Below are 12,538 nucleotides of genomic sequence, written 5' to 3' on the forward strand. Positions count from 1 at the left end.
AGCGGCAGCAGATAAACGCTTGATGCAAATTTTTAATCAGGTTAAGGCTGCTCGTACAGGTTAGTTGGTCACCGTAATTTTGGTGCGGTTGCTCTGTAGCCACTTTCTTTTTTTGTTGTTTGGGATAAAAGTTGTAACTTCGCGGAGGGGAAATAGTTTAAAAACTCAGTAATATGGGAGCTCTTAGACTAATATGCGAGGAAACCCGCGAAGAAAAGAAAATGAGGCGAAGTCAGCAACTTGCCATGGGTATGATTCCGGATGGATATGTGACCGGCGATGAATTTGTGAAACAATGCACGGAAGAAATCTCTATTTGGTATAAAAATCATGGTCTTATTTGATTTGCAAGCCAAAGAGGATTTGTTCTCGCATCGTTCGCAACAGGCGAAAAAATGAGTTATGAGTTCTGTGTTATAAATTGGATTAGTTGCTTCGCGGTGGCGTCTTTTAGGATTACTGTTTTGTTTTTGCTTAGCAGGTAGATGGTTGGGATGGCTTGCAGGTCGTAGAGGTGCTTGTTTTCTATGGTGGTGTTTTTGTCGTGGGCTATAATCCAATTTTTGGGCATATCCGACAATTTTTGCTTCCAGATTTCCAAATCTTTGTCGGGATACAGTGCCAGCACTTTCAGTCGCCCGTTGCGTTGCAGGTTGTTGAGAACATCCGAACTTTCGAGTGCACTTATGACCTCCGCACAGGCGTGACAATCGGGGTTGTAGAATAGCAAGAGGGTATATTCGCTCGCTATCCGGTGTAGCCGTCCCGACTGCCCCGATGGCAAGGTATAGCTGAAATCGGTTGCCTGCTCGCCCACGCGATTTTTCAACATCATCTCCAAATGGTATTTTGCAGGCTCTTTCTCGGCAATAGTCAGCAGTGGGCTACGGCTCGCAAGGATGTATTGCGCCACCGGAATATACAACTCATCGTTGTGCATCGGGGAATTAGGGTCGTGCAGATACGTTTTGGCTGTGGTTAAAAAATAGCGCAGCATGGTGCCGGTAGGTTCCTCCTCCGCCTTGTACATCAGGTATTGAATGCTCAACACAGTCGCCTGCCGATGCGCATGGGGCAACACATCAATGAAATCCACAAAAGCCTGCTCCGTAATTTCGGGACGGTGGACACAGGTGGTGTCGCTGAAATCAAAATTATCCCAATAATGCGTCACCAGATAGTCTGCACGGTCTCGCGGCTCCGTCAACAGTTCCGGAATGGCGGGCAGCACAAACGCCCGCTGCGGATTAGACACATTCTGCGTGTTGCTCTTGTTGGTGCATCCTGTCAGCAGGATGAGGCTTATTAGCCATGTTTGTTTTTTTAGCATTGTCTGTTATTTTTATTTATCATCCTGTTCATCCTAAAATTCTGTAAATCATGATTCAGACGAACTTCAAAGTATCCACAAAATTAGTCCGGTTCAAAATAGACCGCCCCAGCGTAATCTCATCGGCATATTCGATTTCGTCGCCGATGGAGATGCCTCGCGAGATGATAGACATTTTTACGGCGGTGTCGGAGAGTTTGCGGTAGATGTAAAAATTGGTGGTGTCGCCTTCCATTGTGGAACTTAACGCGAAAATCAGTTCGCTGATGCCGCCTGCTTTCACGCGCTCTACCAAACTTTCTATCTGCAAATCTTTTGGACCGATGCCATCCATCGGCGAAATGATGCCTCCGAGCACATGATACAAGCCTCTGAACTGCCCCGTGTTTTCTATCGCCATCACTTCCTTGATGTTTTCGACCACGCAGATTAGGGAGGCGTCGCGCGACAAATCGCCGCAGATTTGGCATACTTCGTCGTCGCAGATATTGTGGCACACGCGGCAGTAATTGACCTCTCGGCGCAGTTCAATCATCGCGTTGCCGAACGTTTCTACCTCTTCCGGTGAGCGTTTCAAGGAGTGTAGCACCAGGCGCAGGGCTGTTTTACGACCTATGCCGGGCAATTTGGCAAATTCATTGACCGCATTTTCCAACAACACCGATGGATACTTCTGTATCAACGTCTATTTTTGTTTTGTTCGTTTTGACGCTGCTTGAGCAGTGCCTGTTGCTGCCTTTGTGCCTCTTCCAAGCGTGCCATGAAGCCCGATTTCTTCTTCGCCGGCTTGGCTTTTTTCTTGTTCGCTTCGAGTTTTGCCAACAACTGATTTTCATCAATCAGGAAGCGGAAACCAATCGTTTGAGCCAGCGTAATCAGCGACGAAACCGAATAATACCAGTTCAGACCTGCAGGATAGTCGTTGAGCACGAAAAACATCACCACCGGCATCATATACATCATCAGATTCATGCCGGGCATCTGCTCCTGCCCCATTGTCTGTTGCCCCATCGTGAATTTCGTGTTCAGAAGCATCAAAACGGTCATCAGCAGACAAAACAAACTGATGTGGTCGCCCAACAACGGGATGTGGGTGCCAAACGAAACAATCGAATCGTAGGTCGCCATATCATCGGCAAACCAGAAAGCCTTGTGACGCAACTCAATAGCAGTCGGAAAAAACATGAACAGCGCAATGAGAAACGGCATCTGCACCAGCATCGGCAAGCAGCCAGCCATCGGACTTGCGCCCACCTGCTTATAGAGTTCCATCGTCTTCTGCTGACGTGTGAGGGCGTTGTCCTGTCCGGGATATTTTTCCGTAATTGCCTGAACCTGAGGCTTTAACACCCGCATTTTTGCCGAAGACATCAACGACTTGTACGTCAACGGAAACAACACAACACGGATAATCACGGTCAGCAGCAAAATCGCCAGCCCAATATTGTTGCACCAGCTTGTAAGCCAGTCAAATACGGGGATAATCAGGTATTTGTTAATCGGGCGAAGCAGCGGCTTCCAGCCCAGCGGCACCAATTTTTCCAACTCCACTTTTTCTTCGGGCGCAAACTTTGTGGCATCATAATTTTTCAGCAAACTGTACTTGTTCGGACCCAGAAAGTAGGTAAACCGGTTCGCCGCAACCTTGTCAAAAGGCACGCTAATGGACGAGGAATACTCTTTTTCATATTTGTCATTTTTTAGCACGCGCGATTCCAAACGTGCCGACTCAAAGTCACGGTGGGCGATGAGAACGGAGGAGAAAAACTGATTTTTGTAGCCAATCCACTTCAAACGGGTGGTGATGTCTATTTGGTCGTCTTTGCTGTCACTCAACTCCTCAAATTCGTCAGATAAAAACTTGTAAGTCAGGCGACTGTATCGTTCTTCCCACACTCGCCCTTTTTCCTGCTGGCGAATTTTTTGCCGCCATTTGAAATACACATTCGGCGCATTGGGCGACAGCACCGTTTCCAAATTCGTCGCCTGAATGTCGAAATCCACCAAATAGTCGCCAGGGTGCATCGTATAGACGAAATCCAACGACTGCCCGGCATCGGCATGCAGTCGCAACACCGCTTTGAGTGGCGTCTGCGGGATGACTTCAAACCGAAAATCCTTCGTGGTCAGGATGCGATTGTTGGCGGTGGTGAACGTCATATCAAACGCCGATTCGTCGGTGCCGAACAAATACAGCGGCTCGCCCAAGTGATTGGAAAAGTTTTTCACCCGTGCCGAACTGATTTGCCCGCCGCGAGTGCTGATTTTCAGTTCCAGCAGGTCGTTTTCCAGCGTAACAGTGTCTTCTTTGCCACCGACAGCCGCTGCAAACGGACCATACGCATCGCGTAGTTGCGCTTTTTTATCCAAATCGGACAACGTCGTACTCTTGTCACTGCGGGCTTGAGCCGCAATCCCCTCTGTTTCAGCCGATTTAGGCTCTGTAGCCAACGCAGCCGCCAATTCATTCATTTGTCGCACCAGAGCAATCGAGTCATTGTAGCGACGAAGTGCCGCCTGCTGCTCCACATTGGGTCTGTTGAGGTACGAAAACCCCACCAGCACCGCTATAATCAGGACAAAGCCTGTGATTGTATTTTTATCCATATCCTTTTTTTTTCGGGCACAAAATTAGATAAAAATCGCGAGATGTACAAGTGTGGGAGAAAATTCATAACTCATAGCTGATAACTCATAACTATTTCGTACCTTTGCGGCGAAAATTAAAAAAAAAATAAACAAATGACACATTTATTGTTAGCGATGCCTTCGGGCTGGGAGTGGATTATTATTTTGGTGGTTGTGTTGCTACTTTTTGGTGGCAAAAAAATTCCCGAATTGATGCGTGGCGTCGGTAAAGGCGTGAAAGGCTTCAAAGAGGGGTTAAAAGACATCGAAAAGGAAATAGGGCAAGAAGAACTTGTCTGAAAAGTGAGCATGAGTATCCATGAGATGTCTTTTTGGGACCATTTGGAAGAACTCCGTTGGACGTTGTTCCGCATCGTTATTGCATTGCTTGTCTTTGCAATAGGGGCTTTTGTGGCGATGCCTTGGATATTCGACAGTCTCATTTTGGGACCGGCGCGAGCGGATTTTTTCGTATATCACTACATGTGCGAATGGAGTCGGCAGGTGGCGTTTTTGCCCGATTTTTGCGACACCGGTCACACGATTAGCATGATTAACATCGACCTCACATCGCAGTTTTTCAGGCATTTGAGCACTTCGGGCTGGGTGGCGTTTGTGCTTATCTGTCCCTATATTCTGTTTGAAGCGTGGCACTACGTCAGCCCTGCGCTCTACGAGAACGAGCGAAAAAACGTGCGCTGGGTATTCCTGTTGGGGTCAATCATGTTTTTCATCGGTTGCGCGGTGGGTTATGTGGTGATTTTTCCGATGACGTTGCAATTTCTCTATACCTATTCCTTGAGCGATGTGATTCACAACGAGATATCGCTGGATTCGTATATGGACAACTTCCTGATGCTCATTTTGGCGATGGGACTGATTTTTGAAATGCCGCTCCTGTCGTGGCTCCTGTCGCAAATCGGCATCCTGAAAAAATCTTTTTTTCGCCAATATCGCCGCATTGCCATCGTCGTCCTGCTGATTGTAGCCGCGATTATCACCCCCACAGGCGACCCATTCACCCTTTCGCTCGTCTTTCTTCCCCTCTACGGACTTTATGAACTGAGCATCTTTTTTGTCAAAGCGGATTAAAACGGATAATCCGTCTCTTCTGCCGCCGGCGGTGGCGGATAATTGCTGGCTGCCGGCTGCGCGCTACTGTGGTTGCTGTGGTTGCCGCCGTTGGCTTTTGATTTATATTCGCTGATTACCTGGTCGTCTTCCAGATTTTGGAAGCGGACGAGTTCTTGTTTGAAACTTAACATTACCTCGCCTGTGGCGCCGTTGCGGTGTTTGGCGATGATGATTTCGGCTTTGCCTTTCAGCGAATTGCCCTGATTGTCTTCCAATATTTTGTAATATTCGGGGCGGTGGATGAAGCAGACGATGTCGGCATCCTGCTCGATAGAGCCCGATTCGCGAAGGTCGGAGAGTTGCGGACGACTGCCGCCGCTTTGTGCGCTCTTGTCGGTGGAGCGCGTTTCCACGGCACGGTTCAACTGCGACAACGCTATGATGGGGATATTCAGCTCTTTAGCCAGCCCTTTTAAGCCGCGCGAAATGACGGCGACCTCTTCCTGACGATTGCCCGTTTTCATGCCGCTGGCGTTCATCAGTTGCAAATAGTCGATGACGAGGCACTGAATTTTGTGCTCTTTCACGAGGCGACGCGCTTTGGTTCGCAGTTCAAAAATCGACAAACTCGGCGTGTCGTCCACAAAGATAGGGGCATCGTAGAGCGGTGCAATTTTCTGGTTGAACTGCTGCCATTCGGTTTGAGTGAGGTTGCCTCGTTTGATTTTTTCGCTCGGAATCTCGGTTGTATTGACAATTAAACGATTGACTAACTGCACATTAGACATTTCCAACGAGAACACAGCCACCGGTGTTTTGTAATTCATCGCCATATTTTTAGCCATCGACAGCACAAAAGCCGTTTTCCCCATCGCCGGACGGGCTGCTATAATAATAAGGTCAGATTTTTGCCAGCCCGAAGTCTCCTTGTCCAATTTGTGAAATCCGGAGGCAATGCCGCTCAACCCATCGGTGCGGTGCGAAGCCTCCTCCATGATGCGGATGGCGTCCCCAATAATCGGCGATATGGGCGTAACATCCTTTTTGAGGTTGCGTTGCGAAATCTCAAACAGTTGAGCCTCAGCATCTTGCATCAAATCGTCCACATCTTCCACGTCCTCAAAGGCTTTGCCGGAGATGTCGGACGAAAACGCAATGAGTTCGCGCGCCAATGACTTTTGAGCCACAATGCGCGCGTGATATTCCAAGTGGGCACTGGACACCACTTTTTGCGACAGTTGGGCGATGTAAGGCACGCCGCCCACCGTTTCCAAAGTGCCCGTTTTGCGCAGTTGCTCCACCACCGTCAGCATGTCGATAGGCTCCTGCTTCATCGCCAGCTCGGTGATTGCAGTAAAAATCAGCTCGTGCGTGGGGTCGTAAAAACTTTCGGGTTTCAGCATTTCGCCAATCAAGGCGTATGCATCCTTCTCGAGCATCAATGCGCCCAAAATAGCCTCTTCCAATTCGCGAGCCTGTGGCGGAATACGTCCGGAAAGTTCCGTAGGAGGTGCTGTAGTCTTCTTTGTCGTCGCGTTTCCACGCGCTGTTGTTGTCTGTTGCTTTGCCATAAGTGGGTACAAAAGTAATGGATTTTGCCGTTGCAAAACAGAAAAAAACACGAAAGTTATTAGTCGGTTTTCAACAAATTTTTGTTGAAAAATGTTGAGGAGCGGCGGAAATGATGGAGCAGGGGCAAATGTGTCTTAAATTATGTTAAAACTACTTTTTTTAGTCAGCCCTCAACTACCCCATACGGGGTAGATGAGGACTGACTAAAAGGTCTGTCATTGCGGGCTTGACCCGCAATCCCCTGAAAAAGAGCCAAATGTTGAGCAACAGAGCAATGTAGAGCAGGGGATTGCGGGTCAAGCCCGCAATGACAGAACGGGCTGAAAGCCCAGTATATCCCGGAGGTAATGATGATGGATGATTTTGTAGGTAGAATTTTAGTGATGTAATTAGGCGGCAAAGGTAAGTTATTTTTTTTAACTGCAAAATCAATTAAAAAAAAATCGTATCTTTGCAGCCTCATAGAATATAAAAAATTAGAAATTATGGCAAAAATATTGAGAGAAGAGGCTTTGCGCTACCATTCGGAGGGCAAGCCGGGCAAAATTGAAATGGTTCCTACTAAACCATACAGTACGCAACACGACTTGGCACTGGCGTATTCGCCGGGCGTTGCCGAACCCTGCTTGGAGATTGAAAAAAACTTGGAAACGGCTTACGACTATACCGGCAAAGGCAATTTGGTGGGCGTGATTTCTAACGGAACGGCTGTTTTGGGCTTGGGCGACATCGGCGCACTTGCCGGAAAACCCGTGATGGAAGGTAAAGGGCTGCTGTTCAAGGTGTTTGCAGGCATCAACGTATTCGACATCGAAGTGGATGAGAAAGACCCCGAAAAATTCATTCAGGCAGTCAAAGCCATCGCCCCAACCTTTGGAGGCATCAATTTGGAGGACATCAAGGCACCCGAATGTTTTGAAATCGAGAACCGCCTGAAAGCCGAATTAGACATCCCCATCATGCACGACGACCAGCACGGCACCGCAATTATTTCCGCAGCCGGACTGCTCAACGCATTGGAATTGACCGGCAAAAAAATCGGCGATGTCCAAATTGTCGTCAACGGCGCAGGAGCCGCCGCCAGCAGTTGCACCCGGTTGTACCTCGCGCTGGGGGCAAAAAAAGAAAACATCATCATGTGCGACAGCAAGGGCGTCATTCGTACCGACCGCCCCAATTTAATCCCGGAAAAGGCAGCGTTTGCCACTTCGCGTCCTATCAAAACCTTAGAAGAGGCGATTGTGGGAACGGATGTCTTTCTGGGATTGTCTGTTGCCGACATCCTCACGCCGGAAATGATAAACACGATGGTGCCCGACCCCATCGTGTTTGCGTTGGCAAATCCCAATCCGGAAATTGCCTACGAAACAGCCATTGCATCGCGTAAGGACTTGATTTTTGCCACCGGTCGCTCCGACCATCCGAACCAGATAAACAATGTGTTGGGATTTCCGTACATCTTTCGCGGTGCCTTGGACACCCGCGCCAAAGCCATCAACGAGGCAATGAAACTGGCAGCCGTGAAAGCCATCGCCGGTGTAGCGAAACTGCCTGTACCTGAGGCTGTTAAAGCTGCTTACGGACTTTCAAAATTGGAGTTCGGACGCGACTACATCATCCCGAAGCCAATGGACACGCGCCTGCTGACAAGCGTTTCGACAGCCGTTGCCAAAGCCGCCATCGAATCCGGAGTTGCTCGCAAAAAAATCACAGACTGGAAAGCCTACGAAGTATATTTGCAGAATTTAATAAAATAATTGTATCTTTGCAGCGATTTATTCATGTAAAAAAGTAAAAACGATGTTACAAAATTCGGAATTAACGGCGAATGCTCGCCAATCATTAGAGGGAAAATGGAGCACGGCAACGATTGGGTCGTTGATTTTCTTGGCTGTGTTCATGGTATTTGGAGTATCAGGGTCATTCAGCACTGTGTATTGGGGTCCGGTTAACACGTTCTATTGGAGTACATCCTTTGTTTCGCTTGTCATTGCTGCGCCAATGTCACTTGGTTTCATTAAATTTATTATCTCGTTGAAACGCGACGCGGACACGGCTGTTGCGACTGTTTTTTCCGGATTTAAGCAATTCCCGCGAGTGTTTGCAACCTTTTTCTTGCAGGGGGTTTTACTCTTTTTATGGTCGCTCTTGCTGATTATTCCGGGAATAATCAAGTCGTTCTCCTATTCTCAAACCTTTTTCATCTTGGCGGACGATGACAAAATTTCGCCATACGATGCCATTTTGAGGAGCAAAGAGTTGATGTATGGCTACAAATGGAAATATTTTTGTCTGACGTGCCGTTTCATCGGTTGGGCAATCTTGTGTAGCCTCACTTTAGGCATCGGCTTCATTTGGCTATTGCCTTATATGCAAATGAGTTGTCTGAATTTTTATGAAGAAGTGAAGGCGGCACACAACAATCCTGTGATATGTTGAAAAAATGGTCAAAATATGTGTTAGTGGGGGCATTCTCCTTCATTTTTATCTTCGCTACGGCGGGGCATAATTATGTCGCGTATTGCTGCGACCGTTGCGAAGCGGCGGCTCAGCACCACACCGCCGACAATCCATACGACGATGCCTGCCAAATCATCCATTTGCAAACAGATGATTTTTCGCTTTCCGATAGCGATGTGCTGCTCAAAGCACCGGTGCGCGATGCGATTTTTGCTACTATTATTCTTCCTTTATACACGACAATTGCTTCATTCACAGAGAGTTTTGCTTTGCGAAATCCTGTTTTTTCTTGTGGGCGAGCCATTCTTGTGTCCAATTGTGTTTTGCGGATTTGATTTTTGCACGCAGATGACGCAGATTAAGCGCAGATTTACGCAGATTATCTGCGTAAATCTATTAAATCTGCGTCATCTGCGTGCAACTTGAACGAATCAAATTAAAAACATCAATTAAAAAAAACACAATGAACAAAATAAAATTTATCGCCTTATTGTTTTCAATAAGCACACTATCAATACAAGCGCAACAGGCTGAAAATGACTCTGTTGCAGAGCCGCAGGAGCGGCAATTAGAGGAATTTCACGTTGTGCACCGCGCTCCGGGGCTGATTAAGATGCGCAGTTCGATTTTTGACACGCAGAAACTCACCAAGCAGGAGTTGCAGAAGGCGGCTTGCTGCAATCTCTCCGAGAGTTTTGAAACGAACCCTTCGGTGGATGTGTCTTACAGCGATGCGGCTACCGGTGCCAAACAGATTAAGTTGCTTGGGCTGTCGGGGACTTATGTGCAGATGCTGGCGGAGAACGTCCCCACGCTGCGGGGAATTGCCGCGCCGTTTGGATTGGGCTACACGCCGGGACCGTGGATGGAGAGCATTCAGGTGTCCAAAGGCACGTCGTCGGTGCTCAACGGCTACGAGGCACTGACGGGGCAAATCAATGTGGTGCATCTGCAACCCAATGCGGAGGAGCCGCTGGGCTTAAACGTCTATGCCAGCGATATGCGCCGCATGGAAGCCAATGCCAACGCCTCCGTGACGCTCAACGACAATCTCTCGACCATCCTTTTAGCGCATGTCGATAACGATACGCGCGAGTGGGACAGGAACGGCGACGGTTTTCTCGACCAGCCTAAAGCAAAGCAGTACAATGTGTTAAACAAATGGGACTACCGCAACGGCAAGTTTATGTCGTACAGTTTGCTGCGCTACCTGCACGAAGACCGCGAAGGCGGGCAAATCCGCGAAATGCCTGACCCCTACAAAATCGGCATCGCGACCAACCGCTACGAGTTTTATACCCGCAACGGCATCATTCTCGACAGCGAAAAAGAGCGCAGTATCGGCTTGGCTATCAGCGGTTCATATCACGAGCAAGATGCACGTTATGGTTTGAAAACCTACGATGCCGAGCAGTCTAATTTGTACGCCAATTTGACTTTTGCTACCGGTTTTAATGACGGTAATAAACTGTCGGTGGGCGCGAGTTTCAACAGGGACAATATTAATGAATACAGCCCTCTAAATCTCCCTCAGGGGGGTGTTTTCATCGAAAATGTGCCCGGCATTTTTGCCGAATACTCCTTGAAATTGCACGACAAAATCATTGTTTTGCTGGGTCTGCGCGATGATTACAGTTCGCGGTACGGCAATTTTCTCACGCCGCGTTTGCATACGAAGTTTGATTTTTCCAAGTCGTTTTATGTTCGCGCTTCGGTGGGCAAGGGCTACCGGTCGCCTAATGCTTTGGCGGAAAACAGCTATCTTTTGGCGAGCAATCGGGCACTGACCATCAATGACAATTTGAAGCAGGAGGAGGCGTGGAACTACGGCGTGAATGCAACGGCGCATATTCCGCTGTTTGACAAGGAATTGACACTAAATGGGGAGTTTTACCGCACCGATTTCAGCAATCAGGTTGTCACGGATTTGGACAGCGACCCGCACAAGGCAACTATTGCCAATTTGGACGGGAAATCCTACGCCAACAGCATCCAATTGGAGGCATCCTACGAGCTTTTGCGGGGCTGGACACTCACGGCAGCCCACCGCATCACCGATGCCAAAACAAGCATCGGCGGCAAATTGCGCGAAAAACCGTTGACAAGTCGCTACAAATCGCTGCTGACAACTTCATATCGAACGCGACTGAAAAAATGGCAATTCGACTTCACCACCCAACTCAACGGCGGCGGTCGCCTGCCAGACCCGGACGAGGACAATCCGTTGTGGGACAAGGAGTTTAAAGCCTATCCGATTTTGAACGCGCAGGTAACAAAATTTTTCAGAGGCTGGTCAATCTATCTCGGTGCAGAAAATCTGACAAATTTCAAGCAACAAAATCCGATTATAGAGGCAAGCAACCCCACCGGCACCAATTTTGATGCCTCAATGGTGTGGGGACCGATTGACGGGCGGCGCATTTATGTGGGTGCAAGGTGGAATTTGCAGAAATTTTGAGAATTAAAAATTAAATTAAGAATTAAAAATTATAAAAATGAACAAGTTAGTTATTATTTGCGCACTGTTGCTGGGAGTGACAGGCGTGGTGACGGCACAAAAGAGTAGTGCCAAGAATGCGGACACAACTACGGTGTTTGCGGTGGAAACGATGCACGGCGACCATTGCCGAAAGCGCATCGAGGGCAACATTGCGTTCGAAAAGGGCGTGAAAGACCTGAAGGTGGATTTGGAAAAACAAACGGTGACGGTTACTTACAACCCCCGCAAAAATTCCGATGAAAAACTGATTGCCGCCTTTGAAAAATTGGGGTATAGTGCAAAAATTGTCGGGGCGACCGCAGCGAAATTGTGATGATGTAGATGAAAAGCAAATGGTATGTCGTTTGGAACGGCGTGGAGCCGGGCGTTTATGGCGATTGGCTGACTTGCAAGCGGCAGGTGGATGGCTTCAACCGGCCGCAGTATAAGTCTTTTGCCACTCGCGAGGAGGCGGTGGAAGCCTATCAAGCCGGTCCGTGGGACTATATTGGGAAAAAGGTGGGGGCATCGCGTGTGCCGGTCGATGCTGCAACCGGCTCATCGCCAATCATTTATCCCAGCATTGCCGTTGATGCCGCCTGTTCGGGCAATCCGGGTACGATGGAATATCGCGGGGTGGACACGGCAACGGGTGCGGAACTTTTTCGCAAGGGACCGTTCAAGAATTCCACCAACAACATCGGCGAATTTTTGGCTCTTGTGCATGGGTTGGCGATGCTGAAACAGCAAAATTCGCCCCAGCCTATCTATACGGACAGCATAACAGCCATTTCGTGGGTGCGGCAAAAGAAGTGCAAGACGAAGCTCGACCCCCGGATAGCCAACCCGTTTGTGTCCGAACTCGTGGAGCGGCAGCAGATAAACGCTTGATGCAAATTTTTAATCAGGTTAAGGCTGCTCGTACAGGTTAGTTGGTCACCGTAATTTTGGTGCGGTTGCTCTGTAGCCACTTTCTTTTTTTGTTGTTTGGGATA

Annotated in this window: 13 protein-coding genes and 1 pseudogene; 9 read left to right on the top strand and 5 right to left on the bottom strand. The window is 48.5% G+C overall.

What is annotated here, in order from left to right:
- The first annotated feature begins 173 nt into the window (after positions 1–173).
- Positions 174–344, top strand: coding sequence for a hypothetical protein (locus ASC50_RS07075; RefSeq protein WP_158648297.1), 171 nt, complete (start codon positions 174–176; stop codon positions 342–344).
- 56 nt (positions 345–400) lie between these two features.
- On the opposite strand, the gene ASC50_RS02220 is transcribed toward ASC50_RS07075, so the two are convergent.
- From ASC50_RS02220 to yidC, 3 genes are read right to left on the bottom strand one after another with little or no spacing between them, the layout of a single operon-like run.
- Positions 401–1,330 carry a DUF5106 domain-containing protein gene (locus ASC50_RS02220; RefSeq protein ID WP_055431315.1) on the bottom strand — a complete coding sequence of 310 codons (930 nt, stop codon included), beginning with the start codon at positions 1,328–1,330 and terminating at the stop codon, positions 401–403.
- 55 nt (positions 1,331–1,385) lie between these two features.
- Positions 1,386–2,012 (bottom strand): recombination mediator RecR, encoded by a 627-nt coding sequence (gene recR / locus ASC50_RS02225; protein ID WP_055431314.1) that lies wholly within the window; start codon positions 2,010–2,012, stop codon positions 1,386–1,388.
- On the bottom strand, positions 2,009–3,937 hold the full coding sequence (gene yidC / locus ASC50_RS02230) for a membrane protein insertase YidC (RefSeq protein ID WP_055431313.1): 1,929 nt from the start codon (positions 3,935–3,937) through the stop codon (positions 2,009–2,011). Before yidC ends, recR begins: the two co-directional genes overlap by 4 nt.
- Before the next feature lie 135 nt (positions 3,938–4,072).
- On the opposite strand from yidC, the gene ASC50_RS02235 reads away from it, so the two are divergent.
- A complete protein-coding gene (locus ASC50_RS02235; RefSeq protein WP_055431312.1) occupies positions 4,073–4,258 on the top strand; it encodes a twin-arginine translocase TatA/TatE family subunit in 186 nt (61 codons plus the stop codon).
- Between the two features lie 9 nt (positions 4,259–4,267).
- Complete coding sequence (gene tatC, locus ASC50_RS02240) at positions 4,268–5,050, top strand: twin-arginine translocase subunit TatC (protein ID WP_055431311.1); 783 nt, start codon at positions 4,268–4,270, stop codon at positions 5,048–5,050.
- Here tatC and dnaB read toward each other — a convergent pair.
- Both dnaB and ASC50_RS02250 read right to left on the bottom strand, forming a co-directional pair.
- The gene (gene dnaB, locus ASC50_RS02245) at positions 5,047–6,603 is read right to left on the bottom strand and encodes a replicative DNA helicase (protein WP_055431310.1); all 1,557 of its coding nucleotides are present in this window, start codon (positions 6,601–6,603) and stop codon (positions 5,047–5,049) included. The genes tatC and dnaB overlap by 4 nt on opposite strands.
- A 164-nt stretch (positions 6,604–6,767) precedes the next feature.
- Positions 6,768–7,004, bottom strand: coding sequence for a hypothetical protein (locus tag ASC50_RS02250; RefSeq protein WP_158648298.1), 237 nt, complete (start codon positions 7,002–7,004; stop codon positions 6,768–6,770).
- A gap of 85 nt (positions 7,005–7,089) precedes the next feature.
- Here ASC50_RS02250 and ASC50_RS02255 point away from each other — a divergent pair.
- The 6 genes and pseudogenes from ASC50_RS02255 to ASC50_RS02280 all read left to right on the top strand — a co-directional run.
- Positions 7,090–8,355 (top strand): annotated as a pseudogene (locus ASC50_RS02255) (malic enzyme-like NAD(P)-binding protein); the annotation flags it as partial.
- 49 nt (positions 8,356–8,404) lie between these two features.
- On the top strand, positions 8,405–9,043 hold the full coding sequence (locus ASC50_RS02260; protein ID WP_056928645.1) for a DUF975 family protein: 639 nt from the start codon (positions 8,405–8,407) through the stop codon (positions 9,041–9,043).
- Positions 9,037–9,399: a hypothetical protein gene (locus ASC50_RS02265; RefSeq protein ID WP_055431307.1), complete on the top strand. Its 363-nt coding sequence runs from the start codon at positions 9,037–9,039 to the stop codon at positions 9,397–9,399. The genes ASC50_RS02260 and ASC50_RS02265 overlap by 7 nt, the downstream gene beginning before the upstream one ends.
- A 128-nt stretch (positions 9,400–9,527) precedes the next feature.
- Positions 9,528–11,522 (top strand): TonB-dependent receptor plug domain-containing protein, encoded by a 1,995-nt coding sequence (locus ASC50_RS02270; protein WP_158648299.1) that lies wholly within the window; start codon positions 9,528–9,530, stop codon positions 11,520–11,522.
- Positions 11,523–11,559: 37 nt separating this feature from the next.
- Positions 11,560–11,877, top strand: a complete 318-nt coding sequence (locus ASC50_RS02275) for a heavy-metal-associated domain-containing protein (protein ID WP_226995340.1) — start codon at positions 11,560–11,562, stop codon at positions 11,875–11,877.
- An 8-nt stretch (positions 11,878–11,885) separates the two neighbouring features.
- Positions 11,886–12,434 (top strand): ribonuclease H1 domain-containing protein, encoded by a 549-nt coding sequence (locus ASC50_RS02280; RefSeq protein WP_056928647.1) that lies wholly within the window; start codon positions 11,886–11,888, stop codon positions 12,432–12,434.
- Positions 12,435–12,538 lie beyond the last annotated feature (104 nt).

Source organism: Candidatus Symbiothrix dinenymphae (assembly GCF_001431085.1).